Here is a 15,839-nt window from a genome sequence, read left to right on the forward strand (position 1 = left end):
CGACCCGCCGCCGCCGCGCGCGGCAGGAGACGTGCTCCCATCGCGCGCGGCCGCCGTCACTCCTGCTGTCTCCGGCGACGGGAGATCACGAGCGCACCCGCTCCGACGACGATCAGGGCGATCGCGGCGATGACCGCGGCGACGCTGAACTGTCCGCCCGTGGTCGGGAGATCGTCACCGCCGGGCGCCGTCACCGCGGGCGGTGCGACGGTGGGGATGTCCACGCGCGACTCGTTGGAGGTGACCGCCACCCCGGTGGTCGTCTCGGCCGTGCTCGCGGCGGTGTTGCGCAGGTCGGCGCCCGTCAGATCCGCCGCGACCACCGCGTAGTCCGCGGTGCAGACGATCGATCCGCCGGGCGCGATCCGCGCGTCCGCGGGGCACGCCGCGGCGCCGAGCGTCCCGTGCCCGGTGAAGCTCACCTCGACCACGCGCGGGGCGACCAGTTCGACGTTGCCCGTGTTGCGGAGCGTGAAGGTGTAGTGGATCGTCTGACCGATGCGGGTGATGCGGTCCGTGTCCGCCGCCTTCACCAGGGCGAGGACGGGGTTTCGCACCGTCACGGTCGCCGAGGAATCGTTCGAGCGCGGAGGGGTCACCCCGGTCGGCGGGGTCGCGGTCGCGTACGCCGTGTTGTTCACGACCTCGGCGGAGCGATCCTCATCGGTCACCGTGTAGTAGCCCACGCAGTCCGCGGAGGCACCGGGCGCCAGCATCTCCTCCAGGCACACGATCCCGCTCAACGCGCCGGAGCCGCTGAACGTCGTCTCGACGACCTGCGGCCGCACGACCGACACGTTGCCCGAGTTCGTGATGCGGAAGCGATATTCGATGGACTCACCGCTCGACGCCTCGACGGGATCCGCCGTCTTGTCCAGGTGGAGCGTCGAGGCCTGCACGGCGGGAATCGTCACGTCGCTCGGCGCGGTGTCGATCGGGTCGGATCCGCCCGCTGGGGTGCCGTGAGCGGTCGCCCTATTGAAGAGCGATCCTGCGTCGAGGTCGCCCTGCTGCACAGAGTAGACGGCCGAGCAGGTCATCGACGCGCCTCCGTCCAGGGTCGAGCGGGGGCAGTCGACGGCGCCGATCCGCCCCGCCCCGCTGAACTCGTCCTCGGTGACCGTGATCCCGGAGATCGAGACGTTGCCGGTGTTCGTGATCGCGAACCGGTACGTGATCGTCTGAGCGGTGGCCGAGTAGGAGGTGTCGGGCGAGGACTTCACCAGAGCGAGCCCCGCCTCCTGGGGGATGCGCACCGCGGCGCTCGAGGAAGGCGAGTCCACCGGACCGTCCGAGGGGCTGTCGGCGGTGGCGACCGCGGTGTTGTCGACCGCGGCCGCATCGATGTCGGCCTGCGTCAGCAGGTAGGACGCGGTGCAGTCGACGGAGGCTCCAGGGGCCAACGGTCCCGCGGGGCAGGTCGCGGCGGGGATCCCGCCCGTTCCGGAGAAGGTCGTCTCACGGATCCGCGGGTCGGACAGGGTCACGTTGCCGAGGTTGGTGACGTGGAACGTGTAGTCGACCCGGTCTCCGGCGACGTGCGCGACGTCGGGCGTGACCGACTTCTGCAGCCCGAGCGCGGGGTGAGCGTCACCCGGGATCTCGACCGTGGCCGGGGGCGTCACGAGCTGTGCACCGCCGCCGACCGGATCCCCGCTCGCCGTCGCGGTGTTGCGGATCGGTTGCGGCAGGGCATCGACGTCGGCCTGCGTGATCGTGTAGCTCGCCGTGCAGGTGAGGGATGTGCGCACCGCGAGTGCAGTCGTGCTCGTGTCGGGGCAGTCGATGACGGGGGCCGTGCCGGTGCCGGTGAAAGCGGTCTCCGTGACCGCGATGTCGCGCACCGGCACGTTGCCGGTGTTCGTGACGACGAAGCTGTAGGAGATCACCTGCCCTACGACGAAAGACGCGGCGTCGTTCGGCGTGCCCACCTTCACGAGCGTGATCTCAGGACTCGGCGCCGTGAGGGGCGTCGACGTGGAGGACGGGTTGGAGGTCACGGTGTCGGAGGTCCCCGTCGGATTCCCGGTCGCCGTGGCGGTGTTGTCGACCGACCCCGCCGACTGGTCGGCGAGGGTCGCCGTGTAGGGGGCGTCCCCCGTGCAGGTCACCGTCGCACCGGGGGCGAGCTCGCCCGCGGGGCAGGTCACCGCGCCGACCTTGGGGTCGTTCACGGCGACCCCGCTCATCGGCAGGTCGCCGGTGTTGGTGACGTCGAAGGTGTACGGGATCCGGTCGCCCGCGTCGGCGAGGCCGTTGCCGTTGACGTCATCGACCGTCCCGGCGTGCTTGCGCAGGAGGAGCGTGGTGGGTTTGGCCGTGTTGGTGATCGTGCAGGAGACGAAGTCCCCGATGCCGACCTGCACGGTCGCTGCGGATCCGACCCCTCGCCCGAGGGGCAGCGTGGGATCCGACTGGCCGTTGCGCGTACAGCTCCAGGAGATGTCGTAGCGGCTCAGGGATCCGCTCGTCGCCGCCTCGGCGAACTGGAAGGACGCTCCCCCGTCGGTCGCGATGACCGACTGTGCTCCGGTCGTCGCGCTCGTCCCCATCGGCCCGGTGGCCGCAGAGTACAGACCGGTGCCGTTCGCGTCCTTGATCGACAGCGCGAACGCGTCGCCGGTGAAGCGGGAGGCGACGGTCTTGGCCAGCTCGACGCGGGAGATCAGCACGCCGAACGCGACCGCCTGCCGGCCGCCGCCGACCATGCGCTGGGTGAAGGTGGCGGGCGCGCGGCTGGCGAGGATCGCGGTCCCGGTCTTGGTCGAGGACGAGCGGGCGGTACAGGTGACCTGCTGCGTCCCGACGCCCGTGAAGCCGCCGTTGCAGGCGTTGCCGATCCCGGGATCCGCGCCCTGCGCGGTGAGCGAGTAGATCGGGTTGTCCGAGCGCCAGGTGATGGACTCGTTGGTGTCCGTGCTCTCCGCGTCCGCCCCGACGAGGGAGAACGCCGTCGATCGGTCGCCGGTGGGGGTGCGGAAGGCGATGTCGCTGAGGCTGAGATCGGTCGTCGTGCCCGGCTGGCTCTGGTAGAACGCGGGGCGGCCGCTCACGCCCGTATAGGAGCCGTTGCCCAGGTAGGCGGCGCTGTAGGTGGGGAAGCTGCTGCTCGTGGCCGGGCCGCCCGACGCCTTGACCGTGAAGGCGAGCGTCGAACCGCCGGGCAGCGACACGACCATCGCCTGCCCCGCCGCGCTGGACGCCTGCGCGGGGTCGTAACCGGAGAAGTCGAACCAGCAGAGTGTGGACGCGTAGCGACCGGATCCCGGCGTCGCGGTCGAGCATGACGTGTTCGTCGCGGCCGAGGCCGCGGGAGCGACCACCAGCGCTCCCAGGATCAGGAGCAGGCTGGTCAGCAGCCCCGTCGCCCACATCCGCCATGATCTCTGCGTCCCGAACACGCGTGCCTCCCCGGCGACCGCCCGTGTTGCGCACATCGATCCGTGCCGGCCCGGTCCCTGTCAACATATCGGTATTGGGGATCGGCCGCATCGAACCCTCAGCCGAGTGCCTCCTCGGCGGCTCGCCGCGCGTCTGCGGCGGTGCGCGCGACGAGCGCGGCCCCCGCTGCCCGCCGGCAGTCCTCGGCGCTCACGGTGCGCAGCCGTGCCGCGACCGGAGCGAGCGAGCGCGCGGTCATCGACAGGCTCGTCGCGCCGAGGCCGAGCAGCACCGGGGCCAGAGCGGGGTCCCCTCCGGCCTCGCCGCAGACCCCGACCGGCTTGCCCGTCGCCCGTCCGGCCTCTCCGACGAGCCCGATGAGACGGAGCACGGCCGGCTGCCAGGGATCGTTGAGGGCTCCCAACGGCGCGGACAACCGGTCCGCCGCCATCGTGTACTGGGCGAGGTCGTTCGTGCCGAGACTCACGAAGTCGACGACGGCGAGCAGCTCCGTCGCCAGGAGCGCCGCCGAGGGGGTCTCGATCATGATGCCCGCGCGGGCGATGCCGGCGTCGCGACAGGCGCGCACGAACGCCTCGGCCTCGTCGATCGCGGCGACCATGGGCGCCATCACCTCGACCTCGGCGCTCTCCCCCTCCGCCGCCCGCGCGATCGCCTCGAGCTGGTGCGCGAGGATCTCGGGGTGGGCACGGGCGATGCGCAGCCCTCGGACACCGAGCGCCGGATTCTCCTCCCGCGCGGCGGTCGCGAACGGCAACGGCTTGTCCGATCCGGCGTCCAGGGTGCGTACGACGACCTTGCGCCCGGCGAACGGCGCGAACACCCCGCGGTACGCCTCGATCTGCTCGGTGACGGTCGGTTCGGTCGTGCGGTCGAGGAAGCAGAACTCCGTGCGGAACAGTCCGATCCCGTCCGCACCCGCCTCCGCCGCCGACACGGCACCCGCGGCGTCTCCGACGTTGGCGAGCAAGGGCACCGGGGAGCCGTCCGCGAGCCCGGCCCGCCCGTCGAACGGTGCGACGACCTCCACGGGGGCATCGCGCAGGGCCGCAGGAGGGTCGACGAGCACGGTCCCCGCGGAGCCGTCGACGAGCACCACCGTGCCCGCCGGGAGCGCGGTCGCCCCGGCGAGGCCGACGACGGCCGGCAGGCCGAGCGCACGCGCGAGGATCGCGGTGTGCGAGGTGGGTCCGCCCTCCTGCGTGACGAGGGCGACGCAGGCGCTCTCGTCCAGCGCCGCCGTCTCCGCCGGGGCGAGGTCGGCCGCGACGAGGACGAACGGATCCTCGCGCTCCGGGACCCCGGGGAGCTCCTGTCCCGTGAGCTGTGCGAGGAGGCGATCCCGGACGCTGCGCACGTCGGCGACCCGTTCGGCCATGCGTCCCCCGAGGCCGTGCAGGATGCGCTCCTGCGCGTGCGCCTGCTCCCACACCCCTCGGGCCGCGGTGACGCCGTCGGCACGGACACGGGCGGCGGCGCCCTCGGCCAGATCCGGATCGGCGGCCAGCTGCGCCGTCGCGGCGAGGATCTGCGCCGCCTCGCCCGTGCTCCGGGCGGCGCGTTCGCGCAGCGTCTCGGCGACGGCGGCGGCCGCGGGCGCGATCCGTCCCGCCTCTGCGCCCCTCGCGTCCTCCGCGATCCGCACCGAGGCGTCGGGCTCGGCGAGCGACGCCCCGAGCGTCACGACCGGTCCGACAGCGCGCCCCGGGCTCACCCCTCGACCCCGCAGCGCCGTCCCCGCATCGACCGGGGAGGCCGTCCCCTCCTCGGAGGAGGCGATCTCGCCGCCGCGGGTCGGGCTCGGCTCGGCCGGTGACGGCACCGGCGGAGACGGAACAGGGGCGGCGCCGCCGTCGCCTGCTGGGGCCAGCTCGCCGAAGCCGTCGTCGAAGAGGGCCGTGACGCGGTCGACCGCCGCGGGATCGCCGCGCACCTCGATCTCCTCGCCCTCGCGCACACCGAGCGCCAGCAGCCGCATCATGCTCGCCGCGGGCACGGGATCCCCGTCGGGCAGACGACGAAGGCGCAGCTCCTCGCCCTGTGCCGCCTGCGCGATGAGACTCGCGGGCCGCGCATGCACCCCGAGCGGATTGCGCACCCTCACCGTCCGCACCGTCTCGGCGTCTGACCCGCCCCCTTCCGACACGGGGACGTCGGGCGCGGAGGCGTCGGGCGCGGGGGCGTCCGGGGGGAGCGTGTCCGCTGCGCCCTCCGGGGAGCCGCCGGCGTCTCGCAGCTGCGCGACCTTGGCGACGAGGGCGCCGTCCGCCTCCGCCGCCACGTCGGCGAGCGAGGCGCCCTGGGCGGCGGTCACGCACGCCGCGAGCAGCCCTTCCACGAACGGCGCGGTACTGAGCCGCACGGGGACGTCGCTCTCCCGCAGCTCCAGGGCGAACTCGGCGCTCATCACGGCGGACCCGAGGTCCATCACGACGAGCACGCCGTCGCACTCCGACGCGATCTCATCGATCGCCGCGGCGACCCGTGTGGCGTCCGTGCCCAGGATCGGGGTGCCGTCCGGCTCCTCGCCCGCACCGGCGGCGAGCCGGACCGGCACGGCGCCGTCCGGCACCATCTGACTCGCGAGCTCGCGCGCCGCCTCCGCGAGACGTCGGCTGTGCGAGACGACGACGATCCCCGTGCCCATGCGACCGATCCCGTCGATCCGTGCCCGTCCGCGTCCCGAGCGCGCGCTCAGGCCGCGACCGCCGCCGCGAGCGCCTCGAACAGCAGCGTGGCGGACGCCGATCCCGGATCGACGTGCCCCGCGCTGCGCTCGCCGAGGTAGCTCGCCCGTCCCTTGCGCGCGACGAGGTCTGTCGTCGCATCCCGTCCGTCCGCGGCCGCGGATGCCGCCGCCCTGGCCGCGGTTCCGGCGGAGGCGCCCTCGGCGAGCGCCGCGTCCATCGCCTGCAGCGCCGGCGAGATGGCGTCGAACAGCGTCTTGTCGCCGGCCTCGGCCTTGCCGCGCGCGACGATCCCGTCGAGCCCGGCCCGCAGCCCGGCGGCGAGCGCGTCCGCGGTGACCTCGGTCACGGCTCCGAGCGAGGTGCCGAGGCGAAGGAAGAACGTGCCGTAGAGGGGCCCGCTCGCCCCGCCGACCGTCGAGACCAGTGTCATGCCGACCGCCTTGAACAGCTCGTCCGCGGTCGCCGGCGCCGTCTGGTCCACCTTCTCCACCGCCGCCGTCATGCCGCGCGCCATGTTGGCGCCGTGATCGGCGTCCCCGATCGCCGAGTCGAGCTCGGTGAGCCAGTCGCGTTGCGCGACGACGGCGTCGCGGAAGCGGTGGAGCCAGTCGACGAGGACGGTGAGCGGGATGGTGTTCGACATGCAGCTGTTCTCCTTCGATCGGGTCTGCGGATCCGTCGCGCGATGCCGTCGGAGACGGCACCCGATGACCGCGCGCGGGAGGAGGGGATGCGGACGGCTCACGCCCCCCAGCGCAGGCCGGGGGTGACCACGGGCGCGTCCCAGAGGCGCAGGATCTCGTCGTCCGCCTGCAGCACGGTGAGCGAGCAGCCGGCCATGTCCAACGAGGTGATGTAGTTGCCGACGAGGCTGCGCGCGATCCGCACCCCGGCCTTCTCGAGCAGCGCCGCGACCTCGCCGTACATGAGGTAGAGCTCGATGAGGGGCGATGCGCCCATGCCGTTGAGCATGACGATGGATCCCGAGCCCGTGAAGTCGCGGTCGGCGAGGATCGGCTCCACCAGCTGGACGGCGATGTCCCGCGCCGGCGCCAGCGGCTCGCGGTGCCGCCCCGGCTCGCCATGGATGCCGATGCCGATCTCCATCTGGTCGTCCGGGAGGTCGAAGGTGGGCTTGCCCGCCGACGGCACCGTGCAGCTCGTGAGCGCCATGCCCATCGAACGCCCCTGCCCGTTCACGCGCGCCGCGAGGTCGGCGACGGACGCGAGATCCCGCCCCTCCTCCGCGGCGGCCCCGACGATCTTCTCCAACAGCACCGTGAGTCCGACGCCGCGGCGCCCGGCCGTGTAGAGCGAGTCCTGGACGGCCACGTCGTCGTCGACGACGACCGAGCGCACGTCGATCCCGTCCGCTCCGGCGAGCTCAGCGGCCATCTCGAAGTTCATGACGTCGCCCGTGTAGTTCTTGACGATGTGCAGGACCCCGGCGCCGCGGTCGATCGCCTGCGTCGCGAACTGCATCTGGTCCGGCGTCGGCGAGGTGAACACCTCCCCCGCGCAGGCCGCGTCGAGCATGCCCCGCCCCACGAACCCGCCGTGCAGCGGCTCATGCCCGGATCCTCCGCCGGAGAGAAGGCCGACCTTGCCCTCCTCCTTGCGCTCCCGGCGCAGGATGACGCGATGGTCCAGATCGACGTCGAGTTCGGGATGCGCGAGGGCCAGGCCCCGCAGCGACTCGATGAGCACGTCCTCCGGGGCGTTGATGAGCTTCTTCATCCTGCAACCTCCTTGTAGCAGTGGCTTCGACGAGACGACGGCGCCGGCCGAGGAAGACCTGTCGGCGGGTCGTTCCGCGCGCGGATCGACGACACAGGTTTCGTCAATGTCGAATATGCGTGCATGATGTCGGAAAGTCAAGGATGATCCGGGAGGGAGCAGAAGCGGATGATCCAAGCGATCGACCGGGCCGCGAAAGTGCTCCAGCTGCTGCAGGGCGCGCGCCATCTGGGCATCACGGACCTCGCCGCGGCGCTCGACCTACCGCCGTCCACGGTGCACGGCATCGTGTCGTCGTTGCGGGAGCACGGGCTCGTGGCGAAAGAGCGCGGCGGCCAGCGCTACATGCTCGGCCCGACGCTGCTGGCCCTGAGCAACGTCTACCTCGACACGCTCGACGTCCGCTCCCGCGCCCTGCGCTGGACGCAGGATCTCGCGCGCCGCACCGGCCTGGCCGTGCGCCTGGGCGCCCCCCACTTCTCGGACGTGCTCGTGGTGCACCACGTGCTGCGCCCCGACGACACCCCGCAGATGCTGGAGACCGGCATGGCCGTGCCCGCGCACGCCTCGGCGATGGGCAAGGTCCTCCTCGCCCACGACCAGGCCTTCCGCGCCGCCGTGCTCGCCCGGCCCCTGCGCAGTCTCACGGCGGAGACCGTCACCGACCCGTCCGCGCTCGCCGCGCTCCTGGATCCGATCGCGCACCGCGGGTGGGCCGCGGAGGAGGACGAGGCCGTGCTCGGCGAGTCGTCGCTGGCCGCGCCGATCTGCGACGCGCGCGGCGACGTCATCGCGACGGTGGCCGTCGTCTTCGCGACCGCGGACGGCCCGGCACCCGCGACCGTGCTCACCGCCCTGCGCGATACGGCGCGCAACGTCTCCCGCGAACTGGGCGGCACGTCCTGGCCGCCCCGCGCCGCCACGGCACAGGATCGGACCGGGTAGCGGTTCCCCCGCGCAGCGCAGTCGCTCGTCAGGCGGTCGGATCCAGCCCCAGGTCCTCCTCGCGCACCGTTCCCTTCGCCGACCACGGGAAGTCGATCCAGCGATCGGTGTCCTTCCACGCGAAGTCCGGCTGGATGATGGTCGTCGGCTTGGTGTAGATCGTGACGGAGCGCACGTCGGCGCCCTTGCCCCGCAGCAGTTCGACGGCGAGCGCAAGGGTGCGCCCCGAGTCGGCCACGTCGTCCACGAGCAGCACCCGTCGCCCGTTCAGGTAGTCCATGTCGAGTGCGGGAGGCAGCACCTCCGGCGCATCGAGCACGGTGCCGATCCCGGTGTAGAACTCGACGTTGATCGCCCCGCAGTTCTTCGCCCCGAGCCCGTAGGCGACGGCCCCCGCCGGGAGCAGTCCGCCACGCGCGATCGCGACGACGACCTCCGTCTCGAAGCCCGAGGCGAGGATGTCGCGGGCCAGATCCCGCGTCGCCTCACCGAAACCGTCCCAGGTGAGCACTTCGCGCTCGATCGCCGTGTCCGTCATGGATCCATTGTGCCGCGTGCGCGCCGGCGACGCGCGCCCGTCAGGAGGGGATCCGGTTCAGGCGCGGGCGAAGTCCTCGAAGATGAGCGTCGTGCGCGTGGAGCGCACCGCGGGGATCGCCTGGATGTCCTCCAGGACGATCCGGCGCAGGTCGCGGGCGTCGCTCGCCCGGACGAGCAGGATGACGTCGAAGTCCCCGCCCACGAGCGCCATGTGCTCGACCTCCGGGATGCGCTGCAGCCGATCCCGCACCTCCTGCCACGCCGGCTGCTCCAGCGCCAGCATGACGTAGGCCGAGGCGTGGTGCCCGAGGAGCACGGGATCCGTGCGCACGGAGTAGCCGGTGATGATCCCGGCGTCGGTGAGGCGCTTGATCCTGGCGTGCGCGCCGGCCCGGGAGATGTGCACGGCGTCGGCGATCGCCGTCATCGAGACGCGCGCGTCTCGGCGCAGCTGCTCCAGGATGGCGTGGTCGATGTCGTCCAGGGTGTGCACGGCCCGTGGTCCTCTCCGTCGTCGCGTCGATGTGACACTTCGTACGATTCTCACGCACTTCAGCGCCAATCGTCCACACTCGGGCGGATCAGATGGGATGACTGCACTCCGTGCGCGCACACTGGAGGGGTCCCGTTCGGCAAGGAAGGCGAACCAGATGAACACCGCGTCCCTGGACGACCCGCAGACGCTCCTCCCCCGCGAGACGCCCGTGCGCCTCGTCGACGCGGACGGGCGGGCGACCGCCGATCCGACGCACGCCCTGCCGGATCCGGCGCTGCTGCTGCGCGCCTACCAGGGACTCGTCGAGGGCAGGCGGATCAACGAGCAGGCGCACGCGCTGGTGCGTCAGGGCCGTCTCGCGGTCTATCCGTCCTCGCACGGCCAGGAGGCCTGCCAGGTCGCGGCCGCCCTCGTGCTCGCCGAGGACGACTGGCTCTTCCCGACGTACCGCGACTCGGTCGCCGTGATCGCGCGCGGGGTCTCCCCCGCGGACGCCATGGTGCTGCTCAAGGGCGACTGGCACTCCGGATACGATCCCCGCGCCCGCCGGGTCGCCCCGCAGTCCACGCCTCTGGCGACGCAGCTGCTGCACGCGGTCGGCTTCGCGCACGCGGCGAAGCTGCGCGGCGAGGACACCGTCGTGCTCGCGCTGTGCGGCGACGGCGCCACGAGCGAGGGCGACTTCCACGAGGCGCTGAACTTCGCCGCGGTCTTCCACCTGCCCGTGGTCTTCTTCGTGCAGAACAACGAGTTCGCGATCTCGGTCCCGCTGAGCCGGCAGAGCGCCGCGCCCTCCCTCGCGCACAAGGCGGTGGGCTACGGCATGCCCGGCGAGCGCGTCGACGGGAACGACGCCGCCGCTCTGCTGTCCGTGCTCGGGGCGGCGGTGGCACGTGCCAGGCGCGGCGGCGGCCCGTCGCTCGTGGAGGCCCACACTTACCGCATGCAGGCGCACACGAACGCGGACGACGACACCCGCTACCGCGAGCGCTCCGAGGTGCAGGCCTGGCTCGCGCGGGATCCGCTCTCGCGGCTGCGCGCCCACCTCCGCTCGACCGGCGTGCTCGACGACGCGATCGAGGAGCGCCTGGCCGCCGGAGCCGAGGGGATCGCTGCGGCCCTCCGCGACGCGCTCAACGCCGAGACCGCTCCCGACCCGGAGGACCTGTTCCGCTTCGTCCGCGACACGCGCTCCCCGCAGCTCGAGGAGCAGTGGCGGCAGCTGAAGGACGAGATCGACCGCTCCGCAACCGCGGCAACGCCCGGCGGATCCGGCCCGGCAGGAGGCGCACGATGACCATCGCCCACGACGACGTCCGGCTCGACCCGGCGCCCGCGTCCGCTCGGACGCAGACCATGACCATGGCCGCCGCCCTCAACCGTGCGCTGGCGGACGCGATCGAGGCCGATCCCGCCGTGCTCGTGTTCGGCGAGGACGTCGGCGCTCTGGGCGGCGTGTTCCGGATCACCGACGGACTCACCGCGCGCTACGGCGAGGACCGCTGCTTCGACACGCCGCTCGCTGAGTCCGGCATCGTGGGCGCCGCGGTCGGGATGGCCATGAACGGCCTGCGCCCTGTGGTCGAGATGCAGTTCGACGCCTTCGCCCTTCCGGCGTTCGAGCAGATCGTCAGCCACGTCGCCAAGACGGGCAACCGCACGCGTGGTGCGGTGCGGCTGCCCCTGGTGATCCGCATCCCGACGGGCGGCGGCATCGGCGGCGTCGAGCACCACTGCGACTCCTCCGAGGCCTACTACGCGCACACGCCGGGACTCACGGTGGTCTGCCCCTCGACCCCGCAGGACGCTTACTCGCTCCTGCGCGCGGCGATCGCGTCGCCGGATCCCGTCGTCTTCCTCGAACCGAAGAAGCTGTACTGGACCAAGGGCGAGGTGGACACGTCGGTCGTCGCGGAGCTCGGATCCGCCCGCATCGCCCGGGAGGGGACCGACGTCACGCTGGTGTCCTACGGATCCTCCGTCGCGACCTGTCTGGAGGCCGCGGAGATCGCCGCAGAAGAGGGTCGCAGCGTGCAGGTCATCGACGTGCGCACGCTCTCCCCGATCGACGACGAGACGCTGACCGCCGCCGTGCGTGCGACGGGCCGTGCCGTCGTGGTCGCCGAGGCGCCCGGCTTCGCGAGCGTCGCGAGCGAGATCCAGTCGCGACTCTTCGAGCGCTGCTTCGAGCACCTCGAGGCGCCCGTGCGGAAGGTGACGGGGTTCGACACGCCCTACGCGCCGCCGAAGCTGGAGCACTGGTACCTGCCCGACGCCGATCGGGTGCTCGACGCGATCGACACGCTGCACCTCGACGAGGACGCCGCCGACGCGGCGAGCAACGCGGGAGGCGCCCGATGACCACGCTGACCCCTCGCGTGTTCCGCCTTCCCGATCTCGGCGAGGGCCTGACCGAGGCCGGCCTCGTGCAATGGCTCGTGCAGGTCGGCGACACGATCCGCACCGACCAGGCGATCGCCGAGGTCGAGACGGCCAAGAGCGTCGTCGAGCTTCCCTCCCCGTTCGCCGGCGTCGTCACCGCGCTGCACGGCGCACCGGGCGACACGATCGACGTGGGCGCGCCCGTGCTGGAGGTCGCGGACGCGGCCGCGGCGGACCCTGCCGCCTCCTCCGCCGGCGTCGCGGCGGAGGCCGTCGAGACCCAGGCGCACCGCACGGAGGAACGCGCGGGATCCGGGAACGTGCTGATCGGCTACGGCACGAGCGAGCGCGCCGGATCGGGACGCCGCCGCGCCCGCCGCACCGGATCGGTCGGCTCCGCGCCGACGGCTGCGACGTCCGTCCCCGGCGCCGAGGCGTCCGAGGAACCCGCGGATCGCGGCGCGCCCGCTCCGGCCGGGACCCCCGCGCCGGCCGATGCGGCGACCCGCACTCCCGTCGCCGTCCGCTCGCCGCTCGTGCGGCGTCTCGCCCGCGACCTGGGCCTCGACGTGCGCGCGATCCCGCCCACCGGCGTCGACGGCGCGATCACCCGGGCCGACGTGCTCCGCGCCGCCGTGGACCACGCGGTGGACAGCGGCGCGCTGCACGCGGTCGCCGCGCAGACGCCCGGTTCGCACCCCGCGGCGCCGTCCGCGGGAGAGACCGTCGACGGTCTGACCGTGCTCTCCCGGGATCGGCTCTCCCCGCTGCGCAAGGCGGTGAGCGCACGGCTCAGCCGGAGTCGCGCGGAGATCCCCGAAGCCACGGTGTGGGTCGACGTCGACGTCACCGAGCTCTGGTCGTTGCGCGCGCAGATGGCGCCGCGGGACGGCAGGGCGCCCTCGGTGACGGCGCTCGCGGCACGGTTCGTGCTCATCGCGCTCGCCGAGCATCCGCTCCTCGCCGCGCGTCTCAGCGAGGACGGCGCCGAGCTCGTGCGGTTCGACGGCGTCAACCTCGGCATCGCGGCCGACACCGACCGCGGACTCCTCGTGCCGGTGATCCCGCACGCCGACGGGCTCAGCATCGACGAGCTCGACGCGGCCCTGCGCGAGCTCGCCGCGACCGCCCGCTCCGGGGCCACGCCGCCGGAGCGGCTGCGCGGCTCGACCTTCACCCTCAACAACTACGGCGGCCTCGGGGTCGACGGATCCGCGGCGATCATCAATCACCCCGACGTCGCGATCCTCGGGATCGGGCGGATCATCGAACGTCCCTGGGTCGTGGACGGGGCGATCGTCGCCCGGCGGATCGCGCAGCTCTCCCTCGTGTTCGACCATCGCGTGTGCGACGGGGGCTACGCGGCCTCGTTCCTGCGGCGGGTGGTCGAGCTGCTGGAGCATCCGGTCCGGGCGTTCGGCCGCGTGCGCTGAGGCCCCTCGCGCACGGGCCTCGCACTCCCGGCGGGGTTAGGCTCGAACGATGAGCCGTCGTCCGTCCCTCTCGCGCGGGAGCGCGCGATGATCACCCGCGAGCGCGCGGCGGCCCTGCGCGACGCCGGTCTGCGCTGGCATCCCGCCGAGGGCGATCGCTTCCAGCTCGATCTGCCCGACGACGTCGAGCTCGAGGCGGAGGCCGAGGTCTTCACCGTGAGCGAGATGACGATCGAGGCGCGCCGGACGCCGAGCGGCACCGAGCTCGCCTTCAACGGCACGACGGAATGGGCGCTCGACGCCGTCACGCTCGCCGAGGCGGTCTGGCTGCCACGGGAGGATCAGCTCCGCGACCTCCTGCGCGGCACGTTCCGACGCCTCGAACGCCTTCCCGACACCTTCGAGGTCACCGTCGAGATCGCCGGCACGTCGCTGCGCTTCGAGCATCCGGATCCTGCGGAGGCCTACGCACAGGCGCTGCTCGCGCTCCTCGAGCGCACCCGCTGAGCCGGGCGCGGGCGGATGTCCGACCCCGGTGGGAGGATGTGGCCATGAGGCTCGCCGCGCTCGTCACCGCCACCGCGGAGGTCGCCGCCACGCCCTCGCGCAACGCCAAGATCGACGCCCTGGCCCTCCTGCTGCGCGCGGCCGCCCCGGACGAGATCGGGCCGCTCGTGGGCCTGCTGCTGGCCGAACCGCGCCAGGGCAGGCTCGGCGTCGGCTGGCGCGGCCTCCAGGCCGTCGACACGACGCATCCCGCGGAGGGCGCGCTGACCCTCGGCGAGGTCGACGCCGTGCTCGACGCGCTCGCCGACGCCTCCGGATCCGGATCGGCCGCGCGCCGCAGCGCGCTGCTCTCCGACCTCTCCTCGCGGGCCACCGCGCAGGAGTGGGATCTGCTCGCGCGCGCCCTGGGGGGCGAACTGCGCACGGGAGCGCTGGCCGGGGTGCTCCTCGACGCGATCGCCCGCGCCTCCGGGCGGGGCAAGGACGAGGTGCGCCGGGCGGCCATGCTCTCCGGAGACCTCGCCGAGACCGCCCTGCTCGCCCTCACGGGCACCGAGGCGGAGCTCGCGGCCGTCGGCCTCGCGGTGGGCCGGCCCGTGCTGCCCATGCTCGCCGCGTCGGCCGGCACGCCGACCGCGGCCCTGGAGATCACGGGTGAGGCGTCGGTCGAGTACAAGCTCGACGGCGCGCGCATCCAGGTGCACCGCCACGGCGACGACGTCCGCGTGTACACCCGCAGTCTCGCCGACGTGACGCACCGCCTGCCCGAGATCGTCGAGGTCGTGCGGGGGCTCCCCGCGCACGACCTGATTCTCGACGGCGAGACGCTCTCGCTCGACGAGGACGGCGGCCCGCGTCCGTTCCAGGAGACCATGTCCCGGTTCGGCGCCGAGGCGTCGCGCGAGCTCGTCCTGCGACCGTGGTTCTTCGACCTGCTGCACGTCGACGGACGCGACCTCATCGACGAACCCCTCGCGCTCCGCCTCGCCGAGCTCGACCGCGTGGCCGGGCCCTGGCGGGTTCCCGGCCTCGTCACCGCCGACGCCGAGGCCGCGGAACGGCTGTCGCGCGATGCCCTGGCGGCCGGTCACGAGGGCGTGGTCGTGAAGGCGATCGACGCGCCCTATACGGCGGGACGGCGGGGGAAGTCCTGGGTCAAGGTCAAGCCGGTGCTCACGTTCGACCTCGTCGTGCTCGGCGCGGAGTGGGGCTCGGGACGACGTCGCGGCTGGCTGTCGAATCTGCACCTCGGCGCCCGCGACCCCGACGGCGAGTTCGGCGAGCCCGGCGGCTTCGTCATGGTGGGCAAGACCTTCAAGGGACTCACCGACGAACTGCTGCGCTGGCAGACCGAGGAGTTCCCTCGTCACGAGGCGAGCCGCACCGCCGGCACGGTGATGCTGCACCCCGAGCTGGTCGTGGAGATCGCCATCGACGGCGTTCAGCGGTCCCCCCGCTATCCGGGCGGGATCGCCCTGCGCTTCGCCCGGGTCAAGCACTACCGCCCCGACAAGACCCCCGCGGACGCCGACACGATCGCGTCCCTGCGGGCGCTTCTGCGCGGCTGATCCGTCCGGGCGGCACCGAGGAGCCCACGAGGAACGGAGCGATTGCCCCGGTGGCGGTAGAATGGCGAGGTCCGGCGCGCGCGTCCCGCTCATGCGCCGGTGCTCGAAAAAGGGGCACGAAGCCCGCAGCGCGACGCCG

Annotated in this window: 12 protein-coding genes; 6 read left to right on the plus strand and 6 right to left on the minus strand. The window is 73.1% G+C overall.

The genetic code is table 11. The annotated features are described in order from the left end of the window. Positions 1-56 precede the first annotated feature (56 nt). The 4 genes from Q0P88_RS00355 to dhaK form a co-directional block, all read right to left on the minus strand. Entirely contained in the window at positions 57-3,401 is a 3,345-nt protein-coding gene (locus tag Q0P88_RS00355) for an LPXTG cell wall anchor domain-containing protein (RefSeq protein WP_295010296.1), read from the minus strand. Between the two features lie 98 nt (positions 3,402-3,499). After that, on the minus strand, positions 3,500-6,049 hold the full coding sequence (gene ptsP, locus Q0P88_RS14055) for a phosphoenolpyruvate--protein phosphotransferase (protein WP_363316490.1): 2,550 nt from the start codon (positions 6,047-6,049) through the stop codon (positions 3,500-3,502). Between the two features lie 47 nt (positions 6,050-6,096). After that, a complete protein-coding gene (gene dhaL, locus Q0P88_RS00370; RefSeq protein WP_295010297.1) occupies positions 6,097-6,735 on the minus strand; it encodes a dihydroxyacetone kinase subunit DhaL in 639 nt (212 codons plus the stop codon). A gap of 98 nt (positions 6,736-6,833) precedes the next feature. Continuing rightward, on the minus strand, positions 6,834-7,829 hold the full coding sequence (gene dhaK, locus Q0P88_RS00375; protein WP_295010298.1) for a dihydroxyacetone kinase subunit DhaK: 996 nt from the start codon (positions 7,827-7,829) through the stop codon (positions 6,834-6,836). 168 nt (positions 7,830-7,997) lie between these two features. Between dhaK and Q0P88_RS00380 the strand changes: the two genes are divergently transcribed. Then, positions 7,998-8,774, plus strand: coding sequence for an IclR family transcriptional regulator (locus Q0P88_RS00380; RefSeq protein ID WP_295010299.1), 777 nt, complete (start codon positions 7,998-8,000; stop codon positions 8,772-8,774). 28 nt (positions 8,775-8,802) lie between these two features. Here the strand turns inward: Q0P88_RS00380 and Q0P88_RS00385 are convergent, their stop codons facing one another. Then, a complete protein-coding gene (locus Q0P88_RS00385; RefSeq protein ID WP_295010300.1) occupies positions 8,803-9,312 on the minus strand; it encodes a phosphoribosyltransferase in 510 nt (169 codons plus the stop codon). A gap of 57 nt (positions 9,313-9,369) precedes the next feature. Beyond that, positions 9,370-9,807 carry an Lrp/AsnC family transcriptional regulator gene (locus Q0P88_RS00390; RefSeq protein ID WP_295010301.1) on the minus strand — a complete coding sequence of 146 codons (438 nt, stop codon included), beginning with the start codon at positions 9,805-9,807 and terminating at the stop codon, positions 9,370-9,372. Between the two features lie 157 nt (positions 9,808-9,964). On the opposite strand from Q0P88_RS00390, the gene Q0P88_RS00395 reads away from it, so the two are divergent. From Q0P88_RS00395 to Q0P88_RS00415, 5 genes are all read left to right on the plus strand, one after another. Then, entirely contained in the window at positions 9,965-11,107 is a 1,143-nt protein-coding gene (locus Q0P88_RS00395) for a thiamine pyrophosphate-dependent dehydrogenase E1 component subunit alpha (RefSeq protein ID WP_295010302.1), read from the plus strand. Continuing rightward, the gene (locus tag Q0P88_RS00400; RefSeq protein WP_295010303.1) at positions 11,104-12,171 is read left to right on the plus strand and encodes an alpha-ketoacid dehydrogenase subunit beta; all 1,068 of its coding nucleotides are present in this window, start codon (positions 11,104-11,106) and stop codon (positions 12,169-12,171) included. Before Q0P88_RS00395 ends, Q0P88_RS00400 begins: the two co-directional genes overlap by 4 nt. Then, positions 12,168-13,625 (plus strand): dihydrolipoamide acetyltransferase family protein, encoded by a 1,458-nt coding sequence (locus Q0P88_RS00405; protein WP_295010304.1) that lies wholly within the window; start codon positions 12,168-12,170, stop codon positions 13,623-13,625. Before Q0P88_RS00400 ends, Q0P88_RS00405 begins: the two co-directional genes overlap by 4 nt. 87 nt (positions 13,626-13,712) lie before the next feature. Further along, positions 13,713-14,132, plus strand: a complete 420-nt coding sequence (locus Q0P88_RS00410) for a pilus assembly protein CpaE (RefSeq protein ID WP_295010305.1) — start codon at positions 13,713-13,715, stop codon at positions 14,130-14,132. A gap of 44 nt (positions 14,133-14,176) precedes the next feature. After that, positions 14,177-15,700 carry an ATP-dependent DNA ligase gene (locus tag Q0P88_RS00415; protein ID WP_295010306.1) on the plus strand — a complete coding sequence of 508 codons (1,524 nt, stop codon included), beginning with the start codon at positions 14,177-14,179 and terminating at the stop codon, positions 15,698-15,700. The last annotated feature ends 139 nt before the right edge of the window (positions 15,701-15,839 follow it).

Origin of the sequence: uncultured Microbacterium sp. (assembly GCF_945952435.1) — a bacterium.
Classification (GTDB): Bacteria; Actinomycetota; Actinomycetes; order Actinomycetales; family Microbacteriaceae; genus Microbacterium.

Bases quoted from the DNA above. Each gene is read 5' to 3' on its own strand.
- Q0P88_RS00380 (WP_295010299.1), top strand. From the start codon at position 7,998: ATGATCCAAGCGATCGACCGGGCCGCGAAAGTGCTCCAGCTGCTGCAG.
- Q0P88_RS00405 (WP_295010304.1), top strand. From the start codon at position 12,168: ATGACCACGCTGACCCCTCGCGTGTTCCGCCTTCCCGATCTCGGCGAG.
- Q0P88_RS00395 (WP_295010302.1), top strand. From the start codon at position 9,965: ATGAACACCGCGTCCCTGGACGACCCGCAGACGCTCCTCCCCCGCGAG.
- Q0P88_RS00415 (WP_295010306.1), top strand. From the start codon at position 14,177: ATGAGGCTCGCCGCGCTCGTCACCGCCACCGCGGAGGTCGCCGCCACG.
- Q0P88_RS00410 (WP_295010305.1), top strand. From the start codon at position 13,713: ATGATCACCCGCGAGCGCGCGGCGGCCCTGCGCGACGCCGGTCTGCGC.
- Q0P88_RS00400 (WP_295010303.1), top strand. From the start codon at position 11,104: ATGACCATCGCCCACGACGACGTCCGGCTCGACCCGGCGCCCGCGTCC.
- Q0P88_RS00385 (WP_295010300.1), bottom strand. From the start codon at position 9,312: ATGACGGACACGGCGATCGAGCGCGAAGTGCTCACCTGGGACGGTTTC.
- dhaK (WP_295010298.1), bottom strand. From the start codon at position 7,829: ATGAAGAAGCTCATCAACGCCCCGGAGGACGTGCTCATCGAGTCGCTG.
- dhaL (WP_295010297.1), bottom strand. From the start codon at position 6,735: ATGTCGAACACCATCCCGCTCACCGTCCTCGTCGACTGGCTCCACCGC.
- ptsP (WP_363316490.1), bottom strand. From the start codon at position 6,049: ATGGGCACGGGGATCGTCGTCGTCTCGCACAGCCGACGTCTCGCGGAG.